The sequence below is a fragment of the Brachyspira pilosicoli genome (genome assembly GCF_008016535.1).
Lineage (GTDB): Bacteria > Spirochaetota > Brachyspiria > Brachyspirales > Brachyspiraceae > Brachyspira > Brachyspira pilosicoli_A.
The window spans coordinates 1-23,546 of record NZ_SAXY01000055.1 but is presented as its reverse complement, the minus strand read 5'-3'; the positions used below and the strand labels follow the sequence as shown (position 1 = coordinate 23,546).

Annotated in this window: 19 protein-coding genes; 11 read left to right on the top strand and 8 right to left on the bottom strand. The window is 29.4% G+C overall.

Annotation, left to right across the window (positions count from 1 at the left end; genetic code table 11):
* Positions 1 to 10: 10 nt before the first annotated feature.
* The 4 genes from EPJ72_RS08975 to EPJ72_RS08960 are packed head-to-tail and all read right to left on the bottom strand — an operon-like array spanning position 11 to position 1,382.
* Positions 11 to 262, bottom strand: coding sequence for a PepSY-like domain-containing protein (locus tag EPJ72_RS08975; protein ID WP_147731833.1), 252 nt, complete (start codon positions 260 to 262; stop codon positions 11 to 13).
* Positions 263 to 294: 32 nt separating this feature from the next.
* Positions 295 to 546, bottom strand: coding sequence for a PepSY-like domain-containing protein (locus tag EPJ72_RS08970; protein WP_147731832.1), 252 nt, complete (start codon positions 544 to 546; stop codon positions 295 to 297).
* A 32-nt stretch (positions 547 to 578) separates the two neighbouring features.
* On the bottom strand, positions 579 to 830 hold the full coding sequence (locus EPJ72_RS08965; RefSeq protein ID WP_147731831.1) for a PepSY-like domain-containing protein: 252 nt from the start codon (positions 828 to 830) through the stop codon (positions 579 to 581).
* Between the two features lie 36 nt (positions 831 to 866).
* Entirely contained in the window at positions 867 to 1,382 is a 516-nt protein-coding gene (locus tag EPJ72_RS08960; RefSeq protein ID WP_147731830.1) for a PepSY-like domain-containing protein, read from the bottom strand.
* A 482-nt stretch (positions 1,383 to 1,864) separates the two neighbouring features.
* On the opposite strand from EPJ72_RS08960, the gene EPJ72_RS08955 reads away from it, so the two are divergent.
* The 10 genes from EPJ72_RS08955 to EPJ72_RS08910 all read left to right on the top strand — a co-directional run bounded on the left by EPJ72_RS08955 (position 1,865) and on the right by EPJ72_RS08910 (position 17,877).
* Positions 1,865 to 3,202 carry a TolC family protein gene (locus EPJ72_RS08955; protein WP_199749283.1) on the top strand — a complete coding sequence of 446 codons (1,338 nt, stop codon included), beginning with the start codon at positions 1,865 to 1,867 and terminating at the stop codon, positions 3,200 to 3,202.
* Positions 3,203 to 3,215: 13 nt separating this feature from the next.
* Positions 3,216 to 4,538: an efflux RND transporter periplasmic adaptor subunit gene (locus tag EPJ72_RS08950; protein ID WP_242004979.1), complete on the top strand. Its 1,323-nt coding sequence runs from the start codon at positions 3,216 to 3,218 to the stop codon at positions 4,536 to 4,538.
* A 38-nt stretch (positions 4,539 to 4,576) separates the two neighbouring features.
* A complete protein-coding gene (locus tag EPJ72_RS08945; protein WP_147731828.1) occupies positions 4,577 to 7,717 on the top strand; it encodes an efflux RND transporter permease subunit in 3,141 nt (1,046 codons plus the stop codon).
* Between the two features lie 295 nt (positions 7,718 to 8,012).
* Positions 8,013 to 9,566, top strand: coding sequence for an AbgT family transporter (locus tag EPJ72_RS08940; protein ID WP_147731827.1), 1,554 nt, complete (start codon positions 8,013 to 8,015; stop codon positions 9,564 to 9,566).
* A gap of 27 nt (positions 9,567 to 9,593) precedes the next feature.
* The gene (locus EPJ72_RS08935; protein ID WP_115589654.1) at positions 9,594 to 10,784 is read left to right on the top strand and encodes a M24 family metallopeptidase; all 1,191 of its coding nucleotides are present in this window, start codon (positions 9,594 to 9,596) and stop codon (positions 10,782 to 10,784) included.
* A gap of 248 nt (positions 10,785 to 11,032) precedes the next feature.
* Positions 11,033 to 11,353, top strand: a complete 321-nt coding sequence (locus tag EPJ72_RS08930) for a hypothetical protein (protein ID WP_147731826.1) — start codon at positions 11,033 to 11,035, stop codon at positions 11,351 to 11,353.
* A gap of 476 nt (positions 11,354 to 11,829) precedes the next feature.
* Entirely contained in the window at positions 11,830 to 12,117 is a 288-nt protein-coding gene (locus EPJ72_RS08925) for a DUF6506 family protein (RefSeq protein ID WP_147731825.1), read from the top strand.
* Positions 12,118 to 12,229: 112 nt separating this feature from the next.
* The gene (feoB, locus tag EPJ72_RS08920; protein WP_147731824.1) at positions 12,230 to 14,722 is read left to right on the top strand and encodes a ferrous iron transport protein B; all 2,493 of its coding nucleotides are present in this window, start codon (positions 12,230 to 12,232) and stop codon (positions 14,720 to 14,722) included.
* A gap of 258 nt (positions 14,723 to 14,980) precedes the next feature.
* A complete protein-coding gene (locus EPJ72_RS08915) occupies positions 14,981 to 15,493 on the top strand; it encodes a PaaI family thioesterase (protein WP_147731823.1) in 513 nt (170 codons plus the stop codon).
* A gap of 392 nt (positions 15,494 to 15,885) precedes the next feature.
* Complete coding sequence (locus EPJ72_RS08910) at positions 15,886 to 17,877, top strand: ATP-dependent helicase (RefSeq protein WP_147731822.1); 1,992 nt, start codon at positions 15,886 to 15,888, stop codon at positions 17,875 to 17,877.
* 464 nt (positions 17,878 to 18,341) lie between these two features.
* On the opposite strand, the gene EPJ72_RS08905 is transcribed toward EPJ72_RS08910, so the two are convergent.
* The 4 genes from EPJ72_RS08905 to EPJ72_RS08890 form a co-directional block, all read right to left on the bottom strand.
* Complete coding sequence (locus EPJ72_RS08905) at positions 18,342 to 19,304, bottom strand: acetylxylan esterase (protein WP_147731821.1); 963 nt, start codon at positions 19,302 to 19,304, stop codon at positions 18,342 to 18,344.
* Positions 19,305 to 19,320: 16 nt separating this feature from the next.
* Positions 19,321 to 20,115 (bottom strand): tetratricopeptide repeat protein, encoded by a 795-nt coding sequence (locus EPJ72_RS08900; protein WP_147731820.1) that lies wholly within the window; start codon positions 20,113 to 20,115, stop codon positions 19,321 to 19,323.
* Positions 20,116 to 20,192: 77 nt separating this feature from the next.
* A complete protein-coding gene (locus EPJ72_RS08895) occupies positions 20,193 to 21,971 on the bottom strand; it encodes a glycoside hydrolase family 35 protein (RefSeq protein ID WP_147731819.1) in 1,779 nt (592 codons plus the stop codon).
* Positions 21,972 to 22,006: 35 nt separating this feature from the next.
* Entirely contained in the window at positions 22,007 to 22,435 is a 429-nt protein-coding gene (locus EPJ72_RS08890) for a PTS sugar transporter subunit IIA (RefSeq protein ID WP_147731818.1), read from the bottom strand.
* Between the two features lie 300 nt (positions 22,436 to 22,735).
* Between EPJ72_RS08890 and EPJ72_RS08885 the strand changes: the two genes are divergently transcribed.
* Positions 22,736 to 23,546, top strand: an 811-nt coding sequence (locus EPJ72_RS08885; protein ID WP_242004978.1) for a transposase, incomplete at its 3' end; no start/stop codon positions are given.

The following is a 23,546-nucleotide window of genomic DNA, read 5'->3' as shown; positions in this document are numbered from 1 at the left end:
GTCTTTTTTATTAGTCATCAAATTCCTGATACAACAAATTACCTGCTTTGTCAATATAAAGTTCCATCATATTATTCATTTTTACTTTATAAACATAATAATTTTCCATTTCTACTGCCCAAATTTCTGCTTGAGGATAAGTTGCTCTTGCTGTTGCTAATACTGCCTGAGGAACTTGATTAAGAGGTACATACCAATCGGCAAATAAAGCTGAAGAACCTATTACACTTAAAGCTATTAATAAACATATTATTTTTTTCATTATTTCACTCCTTTATTTTTTATATTTTAATATTAGTCGTCAAACTCCTGATACAACAAATTACCTGCTTTGTCAATATAAAGTTCCATCATATTATTCATTTTTACTTTATAAACATAATAATTTTCCATTTCTACTGCCCAAATTTCTGCTTGAGGATAAGTTGCTCTTGCTGTTGCTAATACGGCCTGAGGAACTTGATTAAGAGGTACATACCAATCGGCAAATAAAGCTGAAGAACCTATTATACTTAAAGCTATTAATAAACATATTATTTTTTTCATTATTTCACTCCTTTATTTTTTATATTTTAATATTAGTCGTCAAACTCTTGACCTAATAAATTACCATCTTTATCTATATAAAGTTCCATCATGTTGTTCATTTTTACTTTATAAACATTATAATACTCCATTTCTACAGCCCAAATCTGTGCTTGAGGATAAGTTGCTCTTGCTGTAGCTAATACTGCTTGAGGAACTTGATTAAGAGGTATATACCAATCAGCAAATAAAGCTGAAGAACCTATTATACTCAAAGCTATTAATAAACATATTATTTTTTTCATTATTTACTCCTTTAATTTTATTTTTTTATTTAATTATCAATCATCAAATTGCTGTCCTAATAAATTACCATTATTATCAATATAAAGCTCCATCATATTATTGAGTTTAACTTCATATATAGTGAATTGTTTTTCTATTTTTATAATTGCAGCCTGAGGATAAGTTTTATTAACAGTGGCTAAAACATTAGCAGGCAATATTGTAGTAGGCATATTTCCATAAGTTTTTACCTCTTTCCATTCTCCATTAGGGAAAAATTCAATTTGTGTTCCATTAGCTAAATATACCTCTATTTCCTCCCAATCTCTCTCTATGTAAGTTACTTCCACATTTTGAAAATGCTTTGCTATAAAATCTTGAGTGTTTTGAGGCAAAGATGATAATGGCACACCATATCCATATTGAACATTACTATCTGGTGTTTGCATATAAGGATTATACATTGTCATATCATTTGCTGTATTAGTATCTGCTGAATTATTATTATTTTGTGCTAATAACAAGCTTGAAAATATTGATATAATAAAAATAACATTTAATATTTTTTTCATTTTAATTTCTCCTTAATGAATCTAAGTAAATTATCTTTACAATTATAATTATAGTATACGGTGCGAGTTTTGTCAAATTTTTTTTACTACTTTTTTACAAAAATATATATATTTTGTAGTTTTTTTGATATTTTAGTATGATTTTATCAAAAAATACATGTTATTTGTAAATTTAAAGTAAATTAATTAGATAAAACTATATTTTTTATACCAATAAAGTAAAAAATATTTACTCTATTTGTTGAAATATATAAATAATTATTTTTTTATTTACCTATTATAAATATTAATTTAATTACATATAATAAGCATTTAATAATGGGAACTTTTTAATGATTTATTCGTCTAATTAAATATATTGTAAAATTAGCTTGATATTTTTTATTTGAAGTTTATAATTTATAAGTAAAAAAATAAATTTTTATTAAATTTACGATGTAGACTTTATTAGGAGTAGTATTGTGAGAATTAGTTTTATTATTATGTTGACTATTATATTCAATATTTTTTTATATTCCCAAAGTAATGAAAACTACACAAACTCTAAGATAAGCATAAATTTGGAACAAGCATTAGATTTAGCAGTAGAAAATGATAAAACATTAAAACAGGCAGAATATGATGTACGAATAGCTCAAACTCAAAAAGATGCATCATTTTCTGATTTATTTTTACCTTCATTAACAGTAAGCGGCGGACTTAATATATCAGAACCAAAAGAATATCAATATAGCAATTTAGACACTGGCGTATATTCAAGTGCTGATACTTGGAGTGCTCAAGCAACATTATCAAAAACACTCTTCACTGGGTTTAGAAACTGGAATACTGATAAAGCTAGAGAAATAAACTTACAAATGATGAAAGATACATATTTTGATGAAAGAAAAAATGTTGCAATAAATACGCAATTAAATTTTTACAATACATTTGTAGCTCAAGAAAATTATAAAGTATATTATCAGCAGCAGCTTAATTATAGTAATAGAATGAGGGAGTCTTATATAAAATATAGAAACGGACAAGTTTCAGAATATGAATATTTGAATGCAAAAGTACAATATGAAAGCACAAAACCTCAGCTTGTTGCACTCAGTAATAATTATGAAAGTTTAAAATTAACATTCATAAGACAAATAGGTTTAACAAATGTATCTGATGATGTAGAATTGATAGGAAACATATTGGATGCTACAAAAATAACATTGCCTAATTTAGATATAAATGTGATATTAGATTTGATAATGGATAATAATATAGAGCTTAACAATATGGCTAATAATATAGAAATGCTTGAATATAATAGAAAAGTAGCAAGAAGTTATTTATGGCCAACATTTTCAGCAAATGCTAATGTTGGAATTACTACAATAGATAAATTAAAATTGAATAATAATAAAGAGTTTTATAAAGATAGAAGCGGAGAGTTTAGCTGGGGTGTTGGATTTTCACTAAATTATTCTCTTGATTCTTTACTTCCATTCTCATCCACAGCAAAAGCAGCAGAAGAGATTAAATTAAGTATAGAACAAATGGAAATAAGCTATGAACAATTAAGAGATAATATAGAAATCAATAGTAGAAATTTAATATCTACAGCAAAATCTCATGAATTAACATTACAATCTCAAGCAGAAAATGCTAGAACGGCTGCATATGCTCTACAAATGGCACAAAGACAATACAGAGGCGGTACAATATCTACATTAGAGCTAAGCGATGCAGAACTCACATATTTAAATGCACAGCTTGCATATTTACAAGCTATATATGAATATTTTTCAAGTACATTACAAGTATTAAAGCTTTTAGGAGCTTGAGGAGAAAACAACTATGATACTATATAGAAAAATTATTTTAATACTTTCTACAATTTTGATAATAGCTGCATTTTCCATTTCTTGTAAGAAACAAGTTGATTTGAAGAAGAAAGAAAATCCTATAAGTGTACTTGTTGCGGCACCAGTAAGACAGTCTTTAGAGGAATATCTTGAACTTTCTGCCGAAATTAAAGCAATAAAGGAAGTAGAGATTTCATCAGATGTACCCGGTAAAATTGCAAATATTTTAAAATATGAAGGCAGTTTTGTGAAAAAAGGCGACACTATAGCATTAATAGATAGATTTGTAATAGGTGCAAATTATGCATATGCTCCGGCAAGAACACCTATTTCTGGTTACGTAACTACAACATATATGGCAGTGGGTGCTTCTATAGCAGCTGCTACACCAATAGCGAATGTTGCTGATATTAGTAAATTGGAAGTAGAGATACAAGTACCAGAACGCTCTATTGCAGGAATAGAATTAGGGCAAAAAGTATTAATTAGAATTCCTTCTTCTCCAAATAAAGAAGTGGAAGCTACTATTACAAAAAAAGATTATGCTGTTAATCCTGCAACTCGTACTTTAATGGTAAAAGCTTTAATAGATAACAAAGATAGATTATTTTTACCGGGCATGTTTTCTGATGTATCAATACTCTTAAACTCTGCTAATAATATTTTTGTAATACCAAATAGTGCTACATTCTCTGATGATTTAGGAAAAAACTATATTTATGTTGTAAAAGAAGATAATTCTCAAAATCCTCCTTTAGAAGGAAATGTAGCTACTGATAATACTAATAAACAATATAGAGCATACATTAGAGAAATTGATATATTATTTAGATCCAAAGACAAAGTTGCTTTAAGCGGTGGGCTTGAAGATGGTGAAGAAGTAGTAATGTTTGGTAGAGAGTTCTTAAAAGACGGCTCTTTAGTAAACAGAATAGAGAATGACCCTACAATATTAGAATATATTACACCGCAAAATGTTAATACAAATGATAATAATACTAATGCTATAAAACAACAAACAACTCAAGTAAATCAAGCAAAACAAAATGATACTATAAAACAAACTACTACAAATCAAACAAAACCAAAAACATCATCATTATTAGCAAATAATACTAATGCCGCTAAAACTACTCAAAATACTGCTGTAAAACCGCAAACTAACACAGTTACAAAAGTTCAAACTAATACAGCTATTCAAAATACTAATAATGTTATAAGAAATACAGCAGAAAAAGATAGAGCCGATAATGAAGATGTAATTAAAAACACTGAGCAAACAAATGATAGTGATATTTATTCAGTGGGTAAATAAAAACTATTATTTGTATTTTTAGAGAGGTTTATTAAATTATGAGAAGTTTTATTGAATTAATAGTAAAAAGACCTGTTTCCGTTTTTATGGGAATAGTGGCAGTCGTTATACTTGGTATTGTAAGTTTATCTAGGCTTCCTGTAGACTTCTTGCCTGACTTGGAATTGCCTTTTATTAGTATTAGAACTACATATGATAATGCTGGTCCAGAGGAGGTAGAAAAATCTGTTTCAAGACTTATAGAATCTGCTGTTTCTTCTGTAAACAACATTAAAGAAGTAAGTTCATCTTCAGAGGAAGAAGATTCAAAAGTATTTATAGAGTTTAACTGGGGAAGCGATTTAGCATCTGCTACTGCGGATATAAGAGAGGCAATAGATAGAATAAGAAAATCTTTGCCTAATGATGCTGAAAGTCCTGCTGTTTATAAATTTTCTACTGATAATATCCCTGTTATGGAAATATCTTTCTATGGTACTGACAACCTATCTGCATTATACAATTTAGTTGATAACCAAATACTTACTTCTATAGAGCAGGTCGGCGGTGTTGCTATGGCTCAGATTAGAGGAGGACTAAAAAGCCAAATTAAAGTTGATGTTGATATGAATAGGCTTCAGGCTTATGGTCTTGATATTAACTCTATAGTAAGTACTTTAGCTATGGAAAACCAAAACATATCAGGCGGTGAAACTTATGAGGGTGTTTATAAATATACTTTAAGAACTACTGGAGAGTTTAAAACTGTTGATGATATTGGTAATGTTGTAGTGGCATTAAAAGATAATAACACTCCTATAAGACTTAGGGAATTAGCTACTATTTATGAAGGTTATGATGAAGACGGAGACGTTATAAAAGTTAATGGTACTCCTGCTGTTAATGTTTCTATAAACAAAGAATCTGGTGCTAATACAGTTGCTGTTTCTGATGCTATTAAAAAAAGATTAGACAGCTTAAACTTACCGGGAGATATAAAATACGAAATACTATTCAACAGTGCTGATAACGTTAATAATGCCATAAAAGGCGTACTTGATACTGCTTGGCAGGGAGGTTTATTTGCTGTTATTATTCTTATGATATATTTATGGAATGTTAGAACTGTACTTATAATAGCAATATCAATACCTATGTCTATAATAGTAACATTTACTTTGATGTATTTCTTCGGCACCACTTTAAATATTATATCTCTTTCAGGACTTGTACTTGGTATTGGTATGATGGTAGATAACTCTATTGTTGTACTTGAAAATATATTCTATTACCGAAATAATGGTTATGGTAAATACTCTTCTGCAATAGACGGTACTTCTACAGTAGCACTTGCAATATCTGCTTCTACTCTCACAACAATAGCAGTATTCTTGCCTTTCCTATTTGTAGAAGGTCAAACTGGTCAGATGTTTAGAGATTTATGTATTACAGTTACAGTTTCTATGATAGCTTCTTTGGCTGTTGCTTTAACTATAGTACCTATGCTTGGTGCAAGACTTGTAACTACAAAAAAATCTAAATTCTTCTATCGTTTTGAAGTATTTTTCGATAAGCATTTCCACTCTAAAGTTAATTATATATACGAAAAAATATTAACTTACTCAGTTCATCATAAAAATAGAGTATTAATACCAGTAATAAGTATAGTATTTGCTGTTATAATAGTGGGATTAATATTTATAGGTAAAGAAGGTTTCCCTCAATCTGATGAAGGTCAATTAATGGCAAGAATACAAATGCCTATAGGTACAAGAAAAGAGCAAACAGGTTCATTTATAGATAGAATGAGAAAAGATGTTGAAGAGGTTATTGGAAAAGACTTAAGCAGAATACAATCAAAAGCTAAATCTGGTTCTGATGCAAATAAAGGACAAATAAGAGCTAAATTGATAGATAAATCTGATGGAAGAACTGTAGAGACAGAAGAATATGTTGAAATGGTTAGAAAGAAATTAGCTGGATATCCTGCTACAATTAACGTTGATAGCGTAAGCAGCATGGGCGGAGGCGGAAGCAGTACTTCAAGCGGCATAGATATTGATATTGTTGGTGAAGATTTAACAAGAGCTAGAGAATTGGCTAATAATATAATAGCAGCTTTACAAGATGTTCCTGGTCTTAGAGACGTACGTTTGAAAAAAAGCGATTCAAGTCCTGAGCTTAATGTAACTATAAATAGAGATTTAGCTTCAAAAATGGGACTTAACATTAATACAGTTGCTAACTCTATAAAAACAAGTTTCGGCGGTACTACTGCTACAAGAATGACTCCTAAAAACTCTGAAGTTACTGATATTGATGTTATAGTACAGCTTAATGAAAGAGACAGAATAAACATAGATGATGTTAATAGAATGCTTATACCTACAGCTTCTGGAATGGTGCCTGTATCTGCAATTGCCGATGTAAAAAAAGAACTAGCACCTACAGAAATAGAAAGAAAAAATGACAGCAGAATAACTTCAATTACAGCAGCAGGGTATGGAAGACCTATGAACCAAATAATGAATGATATACAAAAAACTATCAATGAAAAAGTATTTGTACCTGCTGGTTTTAGTATTGTTTATTCTGGTGATTATGAGGACATGCAAGAAGCATTCGGTCAACTTATACAAGCTTTAATATTGGCTTTAGTATTAGTTTATGCTATTATGGCTAGTCAGTTTGAATCTTATATAGCTCCTTTTGTTATTGCTCTTGCTATACCTTTTGGTTTTGCTGGTTCACTTTTATTACTTCTAATTACAGGACAGACTTTAAGTGTATATAGCGGAATTGGGATCATAGTACTTATTGGTATTGTAGTTAATAATGGTATTGTACTTATTGACTATATGAATCAGCTTATGCATGAGAAAAAAATTAATGGAGATGCTGCTGCTTTAATTGCCGGACCTAGAAGATTAAGACCTGTACTTATGACTTCACTTACTACAATACTTGGACTTCTTCCTATGGCTTTATCAAACGGCGAAGGTAATGAGATGTATAAACCTTTATCTTTAGCGGTTCTTGGAGGATTAAGTGTTTCTACTTTGTTTACGCTTGTTATAGTACCTACTGTTTATGCAGCTATTAGAAATAGAATACCTCTTAAAGATTATGATGCTAAAGATTTGGCTAGTATTGAAACTAATCCAAATGTTGATGATGCTTTAAGCACACCTGGTAAATAATAAATAATTAATTAAAAATAATAAAAGGCTTGAGTTTTAATGCTTAAGCCTTTTTATTTTTTAAATAATTTATTATTTATTAATTGACTTTATTAATCTTTAATGTTAGTATTTTTATATATCAATAAGGTTATAATAATTATGTATAGCTTAAAAAATGTATCTTCTTTTCACTTAATGATATTTTTATACAAATATCATTTTCCCCAGAAAAACATAAATCTTCAATAATTTTTAACTAAAAAATAATCAAATACAATAAAATTAAAAAATATTAATAAAAAAGGATTTTCTTATGGAAACAGAAAAAATTAAAAAAGAAGGAAAAATTTTAAAAATCTTGGACAAAATAGAGAAGGTTGGTAACTCTCTTCCTGACCCTACTACATTGTTTATAGTATTTGCAGTACTAATGCTATTTATATCTCATATATGTTTTAAATTAGGAATTTTTGTTGAATATGAAGTATTTGATTCTGCAACTAGTTCATATATTACAAAAACAGTTAAAGCTGTAAGTCTTTTAACTCCAGAAGGAATAAGACATATTTACACTTCTGCTATAAGCAATTTTACAAGCTTTTTCCCATTAGGAGTAGTATTTGCCATAATGCTTGGTGTTGGAGTGGCAGACGGTACAGGATTTATGTCAGCTGTATTAAGAAAACTTGTAAAAGTAACTCCTAAACAATTAGTTACAGCTTCGGTAGTATTTTTAGGAATAATGTCAAATATAGCTTCTTCTACAGGATATGTAGTTTTAGTTCCGCTTGGAGCTATAATATTTATGAGTTTTGGAAGACACCCTGTTGCGGGTCTTGCTGCTGCTTTTGCTGGTGTTTCTGGAGGTTGGAATGCTAATTTAATAATAGGTTCTAATGACCCTTTATTTGCCGGACTTTCTACAGAAGCTGCTAGATTATTAGACCCTTCTTATACTGTACAGCCTACAGGCAACTGGTATTTCATGTTTGTATCTACTTTCCTCATCACTATAATAGGCACAATAGTTACTGATAAAATAATAGAGCCAAGACTTGGTAAATATCAGCCTGATGAAGATTCTGTTGTTGCTGATATTGAAGCTAATGAAAAAAGAGGAATGCTATTTGCTATAATATCATTCATAATTTACGTAGCTATTATTCTTGCATTAGTACTTCCAAAAAATGGTATATTAAGAAACCCTGAAACTGGCGGAATACTTCAATCTCCTTTTATGAGCGGTATAATAATAATGATGATGTTTGCTTTTTTAATACCTGGATTATTTTATGGTATAGGTGCTGGTACTGTAAAATCTGATAAAGAGGTTGTAGCTTTAATGGTTAAAACTATATCTACTATATCTGGATTTTTAGTGTTGTTATTTTTTGCTGCTCAGTTTGTTGATTATTTTAATTATTCAAATGTTGGAATAATACTTTCTGTAACTGGTGCTAATTTCTTAAAATCAATAGGTTTTGTTGGTATTCCTTTAATAGTTTCATTTATTATAGTAACAGCATTTATCAACATATTTATAGCTGTGGACTCTGCTAAATGGGCTATAATGGCTCCTATATTTGTTCCTATGTTTATGCAGCTTGGTCTATCTCCAGAGCTTACTCAGGCAGCATATAGAATAGGAGATTCCACTACAAACATAATTGCTCCTTTAATGCCTTTTTTCCCTTTAATAGTAGCATTCGTAAAAAAATATAATAAAGACAGCGGTGTAGGAACTGTTATTACTATGATGCTTCCTTATTCTATAGCATTTTTAATAGCTTGGATTATTCTTTTAGTAATATGGATGTTAATAGGTCTTCCTGTTGGTATAAATGCTCCTATACATTATGGAATGTAATTAAATATTAAAATAGGATTAAAATAAATGAAATCAAGAGAAAAAAATATAAAAAAAATTATGAGAGAGGAGAACATTGATGCTTTAATAGTATCTTCTCCAGAAAACTTTCATTATGTTACAGGAACAGCATCACATCAGCATGCAGTTTCAAGAATGCCTGCTGTATCTATGGCTCTTGTAAATAGTGATGATAATATTCAAACTGTAGCTATATGTATGGACTTTGAAAAAAAGGCTTTAGAAGATAGAGTGGACAATTGCAAAGTAGTTCAATATGATACTTGGGTTGGAGTTAAAACTTTTGATAAACTTACAAGCAGTGAGGGTTCACTTGGAGCAAAAAACTTCAAAAGCTTTTCTGGTTCGCTTGATATTTTAATTAATCTAATAAAAGAGTATGGACTTGAAAATAAAACTATAGGTTTGGAATTGGATTTTATAAGTATTAATTATTTTAACTTATTAAAAGAAAAGCTTCCAAATATAATAATAAAAAATTCAAGTCCTTTATTTATAAAAGCAAGGTCTGTAAAAACAAAAGAAGAAATTGATATTATAAAAAAAATAGCAAATGTTGGTGCTTTAGCTATGCTTCATACAAGTAAATTTGCTAAGCCTGGTATTACAGAAAAAGAGCTTATGGATATTTACAGGCTCAATGTTATGGAAAGTAAAATATGTGTGCCAAGCACATGGTCTGCTTTTTTAACAGGCGAAAATGCATCTGCCTTAGCAATATCAGGAAACACTATAGTAAAAGATACTGATATAATAAAATTTGACGGCGGAGTTAATGCTGAATGGGATTTTTATACTACTGATATGTCTAGAGCTTGGGTGATGCCTAATGCCGATAAAGAGCTTTTTAAATTAAAAGACACATTATATGAATCAAGAACATTGATGATAGAAAATATAAAACCAAATGTTCCTTTTTCTGAGATATTTAATATAGGTTTTGAATATGTTAAGAAAAAATATCCTGGTTATGAAAGGGGGCATATGGGACATAGCATTAGTATGGGGCCTCAAACTGCTGAAGCTCCTTTTGTATCTAAAAATGAAACTAGAGTAATAGAAGAGAATATGGTTTTATGTATAGAATCTCCTTGCTATATAGAAGGTATAGGAGGATACAATATAGAAGATATGATTGTTGTTACTAAAGATGGATGCGAAATTATTACTGATGCCGCTCCGCATTATATTGACTAAAAAGTTGTTTTTAATAAAAGAGGCTTGAGTTTTTATACTTGAGCCTTTTTTATTTTTTAAATTTATTCTAGAATATTTTATATTATTTATTATATAGAGTAATTTAGAAATATTTAATTTATATCTACAATAATTTTTATTGAAATAATCATTTTATTATTGATTTATAATTATTTTTTTATATACTAAAATTCATAATATAAATAATTTCATCTAAATATAACTATCTAACAAATAGGAGGTGTTTTATGAAAAAAATTATTATTATATTATTAATACTTTTATATATTCTAAACTGTAAAAAACCTGTAACAGCTCCAGATAATATCACTAATCCTTCAAATACAAACGAAAACCCAACTGATCCAGAAGAGCCCAATCCTCCAACTTATACTTTAGAAAAATTATTGCAAGAATATGAAGGAGTATATGGCCAAACAAATATCAATATTCAAACAGTATCAACATATATAAGCCGATACAAAATAAAAAATACTAAATTATATGAAATGGCCTATTCTTTAAAAAGATGGGAAAAAAATGAAATTACAAACTTAATTTTAGAATGAACTAATGTTATAAAATATCTATATAATAATAACCCAAAAAAATATATTACTATTACATTAACAACAATAAATCAAAATAAATATTTAACTTATAAATATGAAGATGGATCTGGAGATTCTCTAACTAAATACGATTTCCCTGAAGATAAATATAAAGGAATATATGAAAGAGAAAGTCAAGGCAATGGTGAAAGATTAGAAATAGATGAATACGGCAATATAATTTTAACCCCTTTAAAATTTCCTACATTAGAATCTATAATAACTAGACTATGTGTACTAGATAAAAATAAATTGCTATATTATAATGATCCTCAAAAATATCCTGCAAGTTATTTCATTTTTGAAAATGATGGCACTGTTACTTATATAAAGCAAACTACATATACAAATACTAATACTTTTACAAAGAAAAAATAACGCAAAAATATTAATTATGTTATAATATATTATATAAACTTCTATTAGGATAATAAATGAAATTCGCTTATTTAATAATGGATAAAATCTTTGATTCTAAAAAAGATAAAGCTTCAATACATAATGGAGTTTCACAAATAATTGGTGTATCAAATATAGAAGAAGCTATTGAGGTATCCAAAAACTTACAAAAAGAAGGCATTGACTGCATAGAGCTTTGCGGAGGCTTTAGAGAGGAAGGAGCTAAAAAAATAATAGAGGCTACTGAAAACAAAATAGCTGTTGGTTTTGTGATTCATATAAAAGAGCAAGACAATATATATAATAAACTTTTTTCTCGTTAAATTTTTACTTAATTAATACTTTTTATACAAACTTATATTGACAATTTTTTTGCGTGTGTTAGAATATACTAACACTTTATTAGATTATTAAAATTAACTAAAGGAGTTATTTATGAAACTAACAGAATTTGACATAGAAGAAGGTTTTGTTGTAGATAATGTGGAAACACAGGGGGAGATAAGGCAGAGAATCATAGAGATGGGTTTCACTGCTGGTGCTAAAGGCTGGATTGTGAGAAAAGCCCCTCTTGGCGACCCTATTCAAGTTCATATTATGGACTATGAAATATCTTTAAGAAAGTCTGAGGCAAATGGAATTGAAGTTTCTAAGGCAGATGTTGAAATTAAGAAAATGGCGGATATAAAAACAGGCAAAGTAAAAAAAGAGAAAAAAAACAATACCTGTGATTTATTTTTAGAAGACAAAGAAGAAATCAGTAAAAAATTAAAAGTTCCTTCAAACAACACAAAATTAAAAGTAGCAATTGCTGGTAACCCAAACTGCGGTAAAACAACAATATTTAACGCTTTAACTGGTGCTAATTATAAAGTTGCCAACTACCCCGGTGTAACGGTTGAAAAAAGAGAACACTCTATGCTATACAACGGATACACCTATGATTTGATAGACTTACCCGGGGTTTATAGTTTAAGTGCTTATTCTCAAGATGAGGTTGTAGCTTGCGATGTGCTTCTAAATGAAAAACCCGATTTTATTATAGATGTTATTGACTCTACAAATTTAGAGAGAAATCTTTATCTTACTTTGCAATTAGTGGAATTAGGTATTCCTATTTTATGTGTGCTTAATATGTATGAGTATGCAGAAAATGAGGGTATAATCATAGATGAAGCTAAATTAGAAGAGTTGTTTAGACTTCCTGTAATGAAAGTTCATGGAAACAAACATGAAAGCGTACTTTTAATATTAGATAAAATAGAAAAAATTTATGAATCTGGAAATAAACTTAATAGAGAAGCTGCTTTAGAATATGGTGCAGATGTTGAAGAGTCTATAAAAAATATAGTTAGCTCTATGCAGGGAGATATATCTGATATTCATAAGAGATGGCTTGCTATAAAGGCATTAGAGAAAGATGAAAGAGCAATACACTCTGTAAGACGCGAATGCAGCAACGGCGGAGAAGTAATAGAGACAATAAACAAAGAAATTATAAAACTAGAGACAAAAGAAAACTCTAAAACAGACTCCATTATGGCAGATAAAAGATACTCATATATTAGAGGTGCTTTAAAAGAAGTTATAAAAAGAGATGATATACAGGCATTCAATTTCACAGATGCAGCAGACGTAGTATTTTTAAACAAATGGCTTGGCATACCAATATTTTTAGGGGTATTGTGGCTAATATTTAAAGTTACTTTTACACTAGGGGCTTATCCTCAAGGCTGGATTGAAATGGGTATTGGTGCATTATCATCTTTTGTATCTAACCTTTTACCTGAAGGAAGTTTATTACAATCAGTAGTTGTTGATGGTGTAATAGGCGGTGTCGGTGCAGTGCTTTCATTCTTCCCATTAGTATTGATACTATTTGTTGGTATATCTTTCCTTGAAGACTGCGGTTATATGGCTAGGGCTGCATTTTTAATGGATAAGGTTATGCATAAGTTTGGGCTTCACGGGCAATCATTTATACCTATGTTTTTAGGTTTCGGCTGTACTATACCTGCTACTATGGCTGCAAGAACTTTGAGAAACAAAAAAGACAGAATTGTAACTGTACTTATAACTACATTTATGAGCTGCGGTGCGAGAATTCCTGTTTATGTATTATTTACAGCAGCTTTCTTTTCTCCAAAAATGGCTCCTACTGTAATGTTTAGCATATACATAATTGGTGTAATAATGGCTTTTCTTGTGGCATTTATATTAAGAAAATTATTTTTCAAAGGTGATGAAACTCCTTTTGTTATGGAATTACCTCCATACAGAGTACCCCGTGTAAAAACTGTTTTAAGGCATATGTTTGACAGAGGTTGGATGTACATAAAAAAAGCTGGTACTTATGTATTTGCTGCTTCAGTTTTAATATGGGCATTAATGACTTTCCCTCAGTACAATCCTACAGAAAAAGAATCTCTTGAGTTAATGGATAGAGCAAAAACTGTATTAATATCAGAAAATATAGATATAAATGATGAAGAAGCATTAAATGATGAATATGATAGGATTGTAGCTTCTGAAGGTTTAAGACATAGTTTTGCTGGTAAATTGGGAACATTCATTGAACCTGTAATGAAGCCTTTAGGTTTTGACTGGAGAATAAGTATTGCTCTTATAGCAGGAGGAGCTGCTAAAGAAGTATTTGTTTCCACTATAGCACAGATAAAATCTATAGAAGAAGATGAAACTACTTTAATAGAAGCATTAAGAAATGACCCAGTGTTTAATCCGATAGTAGCTTATGCTTTGCTGTTATTTGTATTATTATATTTCCCTTGCTTTGCATCAATAGCTGTAATAGGCTCTGAAATTGGTAAGGCTTGGATACCTTTCTTAATTGTTTATACTTTAGCTGTGGCTTGGATAGTTAGTTTCGCATTCTACCAAATCGCAGGACGAATAGCTGGAATTATCTAGACTTCATAATATAACCTATTTTTTATTAAAATCATAGATACCTGAGCTTAATGCTTGGGTATCTATATTTTAAACAAAATTATATTTTTTATATAGAAATTGTAAATTTATTCATAAATCTATTGAGTTCATAAAATTAAATATTAATAGCATTTTTTTATAATTAAAAATTGATAAAACCTAATTAGTTTGGTATATTGTTAATCAAGTTTTTAGTATATAATATTATAATTATATTTAATAGATAAGGACATTTTTATGGAATTAAAAGTATTAAATAAACAGAACAATTCAAGAATGTGTTTAGTATGCGGATTTAAAAATGATTTAAGTTTGAAAGCGGAGTTTTTTGAACTTGAAGATAAATCACTTTGTGCTTTGGTAACTTTTAAAGATTATCATCAAGGATACCCCGGAAGAGTGCATGGCGGTATACTTGCTGCTATTTTAGATGAAACTATAGGAAGAGCAATGATGCCTTATACAGGTGAAGATAAATGGGGAGTTACAACAACGCTTACAACAAAATATAAAAAGCCTGTACCTATCAATGAAGAAATTAGAATAATTGGAAAAATTACTTACGGCAATGGCAGAATGTATGAAGGAGAAGGGTATATACTTCTTAATGATGACACAATAGCAGTAACAGCAAAAGGCAATTATATATGCATGAGTTTAGAGCAAATAGCGGAAATGGACCCAAACAATGAAGAAGATTGGTATGTGGAGAAAAAAGAAACAGACCCTCAAACTATAGCAATACCATAATTGAATTTATTGATTTAAATTTATTAAATTTTATTATTTGTGGTGGCTTTGCCCCGCACCCCAGTTATTTTATTGATATAAAAGAAGCAAAAGAACTGCATTTTTTCAGATTAAAATAAATTTATTATTTTATACTAATACATATTCCAACATATAGAGTTAAGATGTTTGCACTTTTTGCAACTTTGACGAAGTCCGCACCGCGAAGGCGGGAAAAAGTTGAATAAAAAATCATATAACAAAATATACTTATTTCAGAATATACTGAAATTTTTAACTTTTTTTATTTTTATTATTTGCTGGGCTTTGCCCCAACCCCTATGCTTGTATATATTTCGTTATAATATATAATAAATTTCCAACTTATATAAATAAAGGGTTTTTTATTTTTTATGGCATTAATGTTAAATGAAGAGCAAAAAAAAGCTGTAGAGCATATTAACGGTCCTATGCTTGCATTAGCTGGTGCAGGAAGCGGTAAGACTAGAGTAATTACAGAGAGAATTGCCTATTTAATAAAAAACGGAGTAGATCCTAGTAATATACTTGCTGTTACTTTTACAAATAAAGCAGCAAATGAAATGCGTGAGAGAATAGCTAGTTTGCTTAAAGAAAAACCTAAACAATTGGTAATCAGCACTTTTCATTCTTTTTGTGTGAGGGTGCTTAAATTAGATATAGATAAGCTTGGATACAAAAAAAACTTTAGTATATATTCTTCTTCAGACAGCAGAACTCTTATAAGAAATATTTTGAGAGAAGTTAAAGTAAATACTCTTAATTATGATGAAAATCTTTTTGCTTGGTATATAGACAGATACAAAAACAATTTAATAAAGCCAAATGAAGTAGTGCCTCATGATGATTTGGAGAAGATTGCTAAAAGAGTTTATGAGGTTTATCAGAATTATTTGAAAGGGTATAATGCTGTTGATTTTAATGACCTTATTGATTTAACTATTGATTTATATATTCATTTTCCTGATGTTTTAGACAAATATCAAGAGAGATTTAAATATATTATGGTTGATGAATATCAGGATACTAATTTAGCACAATATAAGCTCACAAGTCTTTTAGCTTCAAAATATAAAAACATAGTCGTTGTAGGCGATGATGACCAGAGTATATATGCTTTTAGAGGAGCTGATGTATCAAATATACTTTCTTTTGAAAACGAATATCCAGAAGCTAAAATAATTACATTAAACAAAAATTACAGAAGCACTAAAGCTATACTTGAAGCGGCTCATGCTGTAATAAGCAACAATACACAAAGAAAGGCAAAAGAGGTTGTTGCTGTTAATGATGAGGGTATACCTCCTGTTATTATGCCTTGCGAAGATGAGAGAGATGAGGCACAGTTTATAGCAGAAAATATTACACAAACTGCAATAAGCAAAAATTTAAACTACGAAAACTTTGCTATACTGTTTAGAATGAACTCTCAGTCGCGTATTTTTGAAGAGGCTTTGAGATTTAGAGGTATTCCATATACTGTTGTTGGTGCTTTTCAATTTTATGAAAGAAAAGAAATTAAAGATATACTTGCATATTTAAACTTATTCGTTAATCCAGAAGATGAAGTTTCTCTTTTGAGAGTTATTAATATACCAAAAAGAGGAATAGGGGCAGTTGCAATTAATAATCTAAATGAAATAAGCATAAAAAATGGAGTGTCATTATATCAAACATTACTCGACTATGAGAATATAGATGATATACCTCCAAAGGCAAAAACAGGCATAAAAGATTTTTTGGATATTATTCATCATTATAATGAAGTCTTTACAGTTGATAAAAACACATTAGAAAAACCTAAACTTTACGAAAATATTAATAAGTTTTTAGATACAATCGCATATCATAATGAAGTATTAAACTCAAGCGATACAAAAGAGCAGGGAAGCAAAAAAATAGAAAACATTGAATCTCTAATGAATGGTATAGCAGAATATGAGAAAGGAAATAAAAATGCAACTCTAAAAAATTATTTAGACAGAATACTTTTAATGAGCATAGAAGAAAATAATGAAGAAGAGAAAAAGAAAGGTGTAATGCTTATGAGTATACATGCTGCAAAGGGGTTGGAGTTTCCTTATGTTTATATATGCGGCATGGAAGACGGCATACTTCCGCATCATAAAAGTTCATCGGACAGAGAGATAGAAGAAGAGAGAAGACTTTGCTATGTAGCTATGACAAGGGCAAAAAAGCACCTCACATTAACATACTGTATGAAAAGAAAAAAGCAGGGAAGAGATGTGGAATGCACTCCGTCAATATTTTTGGAAGAGATGAGAAAAGGTCTTCCAGAAGATATGGCAATGGACGAAGAAGAGTTTTTCTCAAACCTCAAAGCAACATTGAAGCCAGATTCTTGAGCAATTTTATTATGTATTAAAGATTTTTAAGTATTTTGTTAAATACCATTATACTAATTAATAATTTATATTATATATAAATTATTATGGTTTACTATCATTTTTTACTTGTACTTTTTGCAACTTTTTGCTACGGGAAAAAGTTGATAAAAAATTATTGTTTCAATATACATTGAAAATTTTAAAGTTTATTAAAAATTAGTTTTTTTAAATTATTTGCGGGGACTAGCCCCCGCACCCCCAGTTCTTTTATTGGTATAAAAGAACCAAAAGAACTGCATTTTTATGAAGTATAACAAAGAATATATTATATTATTTTATATACTATATAAAACTTAAATATTTGCACTTTCGCGAAGCGTAGGCGAAGGGTAAAACTTTGACAAAGTCCGCATAGCGAAGGCTGGGAAAAGAACAATAAAATAATTTACCAAAAATATTTATTTTAGTATACTTTAAAAATATTATAATCTGCTTAAAAAATCCAACTTCTTTTCTATATGATAATTATCTCCGCCCTCGTGTCCGTTAAAAGTATAAACTTCAATAGACTTCTCTCCTGCATAATTATTATAGGCAGCAAACACTGTTGAAGGAGGCACTAATATATCCATAAGCCCAACAGAAAATAATGCTTTTGCTTTAGCCCTCTTAGCAAAAAATGCTCCGTCAAAATATGAAAGCGTATTAAAAACTATATTTTCTTTATCTCTATTTGTTTTGCAGTATCTCACTATTTCATTATAAGGCAAAGTATCTGTAATAGTGGAAGCCCTTTTATAATCACACAAAAAAGGCACATCAGCTATCATAGCATCTATTTTTATGTTTGAAAGCTCACTTAAAGCACATGCAGCTAAGACAATTCCTCCTCCTTGACTAGAACCGTTTATAACAATTTTATCTGTTGATGGATGTTCTTTAGCAGCTTCTATTGCCTTTAGAGCATCTATAAAAACTCTTTTATAATAATAATCGTTTTTGTCTAATATTCCTTTTGTAAGAAATCCGTCTGCATGCACTCCGTAGCCTTCAGGGTCAATTGTTGAAGCACCATTACCATCTTCAGCACCCTGCCCCCTAGTTTCCATTACAAATACACTATAGCCTGCAGATGGAAAAACTATATGACTAATAGGAAAATCTCTTCCATTTCCATATCCTAAATATTGAACTACACAAGTTAATTTATCACTATTTTTTGGTGCTATGTACCAGCCGTTTATAGTATGCTTGTTATAGCCTAAAAAACTTACTTCAAACACATCAAAAAACTTTAAATGTGTTTGTATTAAATTATATTTTGCCTCTGGTTTATGATTATTTTCTTTTATAGTGTTAAGCCAAAAACTGTCAAAATCGCTTGGTTCTTCGGAGCTTCCTTTATATTGATAAAGTTCATCTATAGATAAATCAAAAAAAGCCATTATTATTTCCTATTTATTAATATATTTTTTTAGGTATTTTTACATTTTTAAGCTCTTCTAATCTGCTTATAATAATCTTTTCAACTTCAAAATTAGAAGGCTCTTCATTTTGAAAACTATATCCGCTTGCAAGCATAAGAGTCTCTTTCTCTTGTACATAATTACGCATCTTTCTATATATTATAGATATTCTAAATAAAGATAATTTTTGTCTGTAGCCATTTAAATATGCTTGTCTATAATAATCAATTGCTGAAGTTCTTCTGTTTCTTGCATCATAATGTTCTGCCAATTTAAAATATATTCTTCCTTTTTCCATTTTATTATAGCTTCTTTCAGCCATATTAATAATTTCTTGTTCTGTATTGGCATAATTAGTTTGGTCTATGAGTTTTTCATATATGTCAAGCAAATTAAAGTAAGCATCATATTTATATGAAGGTATAGTTAAATTATTTGCAAATTGTATTGATTTTTTATATTCTTCTACAGCCAAACGGTATGTAGCAATTCCGCCTTGCTCTGCAGGGCTTCCTGCTTCGCTTTCATATATCACACCCAAAAAATAATGAGCATCAGCGTTTTCAGGATAATATAATAAAGTTTTATTCATAACAAATAGAGCATAAGAAGTATCACCATTGTTTATAGCCCTTTTAGCCTCTCCTATATAAACCCAAGCAGGCTGTAATTTACCGTTAAAAGATGACATAAAAAAATTAGTATCTATTCTTAAACTTGTAGTAGCTGTATTTGTTTGAGAATATAAAGATAAACAAAAAAATAAAAATATAAATAAAAAATGTTTCATAGATATTACACTGCAAATTATAGTTTTAATTAAAGTTCTTACTATTAACTATCGGTATAATAAATTTTTACCTTATATTATTTTTTTATTTCTTTATAAGTAGGTTTATCTTTAAGTGCCAAACTCTCAGATAATACATTCTCTGTTTCAAATACTATAATTTCATTTAATCCCGTTTTTAAAAGAGGAGCAGGTATATATAAGTAACATACAGGTCCTTCACTCCAATATCTTCCTAAATTAAACCCATTTATAAATGCCGCACCCTTTCCAAGTTTAGAACAATCAAGGAAAGTATCTGCAGCTTCCTTAACTTCAAATTCATATCTGTAAAATGAAGGAGTATTTTCTATCCATTTAGAGCTGAAATCCACATCTTTTATATTATCAAGAGATAAAGCATATTGCTCAAAGCCTGTTTCAAAATGTATATCAGCCATAACTCCTATACGAATACCCTTAACTTGACTGCATTCCTGAAGCTTATAACCATAATTAACACGTCCTACATTCTCAACCAATAATTCTAATATATTATCTCCATTATTAAAATGCATTTCAATAGGCTCTATAAGCTCATCTTGATATTTAACGCCTTTATATTCTCCATTCAAATAAAAATGAACTCTGTCTGAAGCCCCAACAGCTCTCACATTCATGTTATTATCAAAGCCTTTTACTTTAGTTCTATAGAGCATATAACCATATCCGCTTCCTGCTTTTTCCATAGTGATAGGGGCATCACTTTTCTGACATTTTGATATTTTATCTACAACTGAAAATAATGAAGTTTTATCTTTAAGTTTTGCCTCGCCGAAATCTGCTCTTTTATGGTCTTTAGGCTCAAAAGTTTTTATTTCCGGGTATAATTCATTTATAAGTTTCTGAAGTTTATAAAATTTCTCTGTAGGCTCTCCCCATTCCGTGAGAACGGCATCATAATCATAAGATGTAATTTGAGGAAAATCAGTATAACCCGTTACAGACGTACCATTATAAAAGCCGAAATTAGTTCCTCCTATAAACATATATAAATTGATGCTGCCTCTTTTTAAAATTTCTTTCACTTCCATAATAAAATCATCAGCACCTCTTTTGATTATAGGCTCTTTCCATAAATTAAACCAACCGTCCCAAAATTCCATACACATTAATGGCTTTTTTATGCCTTTTCTTTCAAAGAATTTTTCTGTATCATCAAAACTTTCTTTAGCCTTAGAACCAAAATTAACAGTAGCTAATATTCCATAATCTACCAATGTTCCAGCTTCCAAAACAGCGTCCCAAGCTCCATCAGAAGTAAATAAAGGAACTTCCGCACCATATTTAATCATAATGTTTTTTAAAGCTTTAAGATACTCTTTGTCATTGCCAAATGAACCATACTCATTTTCAATCTGCATCATAATTACAGTACCATTTTTAGTAATTTGTAAATCTGCAATATGTTTAAATAATTCTTTATAGTAAGCATCAACTTTGCTTAAAAATAATTCTGTATTAGTGCGAACTTTAATATTATCATATCTTAAAAGCCATGCAGGAAGCCCGCCGAATTCCCACTCAGCACATATATAAGGAGTAGGTCTTAATATAACTAATAAATCCATTTTCTGTGCAAGCTTAATAAAAGATGCTATATCTTTATTGCCGGAAAAATCGAAAACTCCTTCATCTACCTCATGAATATTCCAAGGTATATATGTTTCAACAGTATTAAATCCTGCTGCTTTTAAATTATAAAGACAATCTTGCCAATATTCTTTTACAAATCTAAAATAATGAATAGCTCCAGATAAAATTTTTATGGGCTTGCCGTTTAATATGAATTCTTCTTTAACTTCAAAAATACTCATTTCAATATCCCTATTTTAATTTTTGTATAGCTAATTTATCTATTATCACTTGTATTAGAATCTAAATCCATACATAATATTGCTTCTTTTCCTGCCTTCATAATCTCATATATTTCATCTGAATTATTTACATCAATGTCTTTATATAAGGCATCTATAATAATAGCAAGATTCATACCGGTAATAACTTTAACTCTGTCTTTTAAATTATGCTTTTGCAAAATACCATCAATTTGATTATACGGAGCACCGCCATTAAGATCAGCAAATATAATGCCTTTTTTATTTTCATCTGAAAGCCAATTTGTTATAGATTCTTCTAAGTTTTTAGAAAATATATCTATTCCCTCTTCTTCTGTAAGTTCTAATATTTTAAGCTCTTGAGAGTCTTCCCCAATTATCATCTTCATTGCAGATTTCATGCCTGAAGCAATACCTTTGTGAGAAACTAACAATATTTCCATAATAATTATTACTCCTTTATTATAAATTTTAAAGCAAAAACTGATTTTAAATGATTAAAAGTAATTTTATTTGAAAGTACTTGAAAACTTACAATGTGGACTAATAAAAAATAATATTTTAATTTTAACAAATTAATCATTTTTTCTATCGATTTAATGATAGCATAAAGTACAAAAAAATCAATATATCTATAAAAAATGTTGTTTAGGAGTATGAGATATTGGACATTTTTTAGTATAAAAAAAGCAGTATCCTTGTTATAATATTTTGAACAGAAAACAAATAAAAAGGATGCTACTATGAAAAAAGATTATAGCACAGAATTTAAATTATTTATAGTGGATGAAGCATTAGAAACTAAAAATATTAAAAGATTTTTAAAGATAGAAGAAATACCCAAATCTACTTTTTATGCTTGGCTTAAAAAATATAAAGACACTGGAACTGTCGCCAATTTTAGCACTAGACCAAAAACTTCCCCAAATATCTTTAATAATCAAGAAGCTATTAATTTAATTATTAAACTCTATACTAAAGAATATCGAGGTAAGCATTATATTAAAGCATATTTAAATCGTGAAGGCATTAAGATAGGTGTTACAGCTATAGAGAATGTACTAAAAAGAAATAATCTTTGGAGATATAAAACAAAAAAGAAAAAGAAGCGATATGATAAACGAAAATTTGTCTCTAAAATACAAAAAGAAGGCAAAATAGTTCAAATAGACACTAAATATATCAAATTAGGCAGAAAAACAGTTTATCAATTCACTGCTGTAGATTTAGCTGCTCGTTATAGTTGGAGAGAAATCTATGAAGATAAAACACCTTCTAGTGCTTTATCTTTCTTAAAATATGTCTTAAAAACTTCACCTTTTAAGATACAGGCTATACAAACAGCGACCGAAGGAAGTGCCTGTGGTAACAATGGTATGGAATATACTTATCGCTGTATTAATACTCCTAAAATAAATATTTTTGACGAATACTGCTTAAAAAATAAATTAGAGAGAAGATATATTCCTGTAGCAACACCAAGATATAACGGCGTAGTAGAAAGAGTACACGGCATAGACGAGAGAGAATTTTATTCACGATTAAATAAATATA

Excerpts from the sequence above, each read along its gene's own strand:
- EPJ72_RS08975 (WP_147731833.1), bottom strand. The coding sequence starts at position 262 with ATGAAAAAAATAATATGTTTATTAATAGCTTTAAGTGTAATAGGTTCT.
- EPJ72_RS08970 (WP_147731832.1), bottom strand. The coding sequence starts at position 546 with ATGAAAAAAATAATATGTTTATTAATAGCTTTAAGTATAATAGGTTCT.
- EPJ72_RS08965 (WP_147731831.1), bottom strand. The coding sequence starts at position 830 with ATGAAAAAAATAATATGTTTATTAATAGCTTTGAGTATAATAGGTTCT.
- EPJ72_RS08960 (WP_147731830.1), bottom strand. The coding sequence starts at position 1,382 with ATGAAAAAAATATTAAATGTTATTTTTATTATATCAATATTTTCAAGC.
- EPJ72_RS08955 (WP_199749283.1), top strand. The coding sequence starts at position 1,865 with ATGTTGACTATTATATTCAATATTTTTTTATATTCCCAAAGTAATGAA.
- EPJ72_RS08950 (WP_242004979.1), top strand. The coding sequence starts at position 3,216 with ATGATACTATATAGAAAAATTATTTTAATACTTTCTACAATTTTGATA.
- EPJ72_RS08945 (WP_147731828.1), top strand. The coding sequence starts at position 4,577 with ATGAGAAGTTTTATTGAATTAATAGTAAAAAGACCTGTTTCCGTTTTT.
- EPJ72_RS08940 (WP_147731827.1), top strand. The coding sequence starts at position 8,013 with ATGGAAACAGAAAAAATTAAAAAAGAAGGAAAAATTTTAAAAATCTTG.
- EPJ72_RS08935 (WP_115589654.1), top strand. The coding sequence starts at position 9,594 with ATGAAATCAAGAGAAAAAAATATAAAAAAAATTATGAGAGAGGAGAAC.
- EPJ72_RS08930 (WP_147731826.1), top strand. The coding sequence starts at position 11,033 with ATGAAAAAAATTATTATTATATTATTAATACTTTTATATATTCTAAAC.
- EPJ72_RS08925 (WP_147731825.1), top strand. The coding sequence starts at position 11,830 with ATGAAATTCGCTTATTTAATAATGGATAAAATCTTTGATTCTAAAAAA.
- feoB (WP_147731824.1), top strand. The coding sequence starts at position 12,230 with ATGAAACTAACAGAATTTGACATAGAAGAAGGTTTTGTTGTAGATAAT.
- EPJ72_RS08915 (WP_147731823.1), top strand. The coding sequence starts at position 14,981 with ATGGAATTAAAAGTATTAAATAAACAGAACAATTCAAGAATGTGTTTA.
- EPJ72_RS08910 (WP_147731822.1), top strand. The coding sequence starts at position 15,886 with ATGGCATTAATGTTAAATGAAGAGCAAAAAAAAGCTGTAGAGCATATT.
- EPJ72_RS08905 (WP_147731821.1), bottom strand. The coding sequence starts at position 19,304 with ATGGCTTTTTTTGATTTATCTATAGATGAACTTTATCAATATAAAGGA.
- EPJ72_RS08900 (WP_147731820.1), bottom strand. The coding sequence starts at position 20,115 with ATGAAACATTTTTTATTTATATTTTTATTTTTTTGTTTATCTTTATAT.
- EPJ72_RS08895 (WP_147731819.1), bottom strand. The coding sequence starts at position 21,971 with ATGAGTATTTTTGAAGTTAAAGAAGAATTCATATTAAACGGCAAGCCC.
- EPJ72_RS08890 (WP_147731818.1), bottom strand. The coding sequence starts at position 22,435 with ATGGAAATATTGTTAGTTTCTCACAAAGGTATTGCTTCAGGCATGAAA.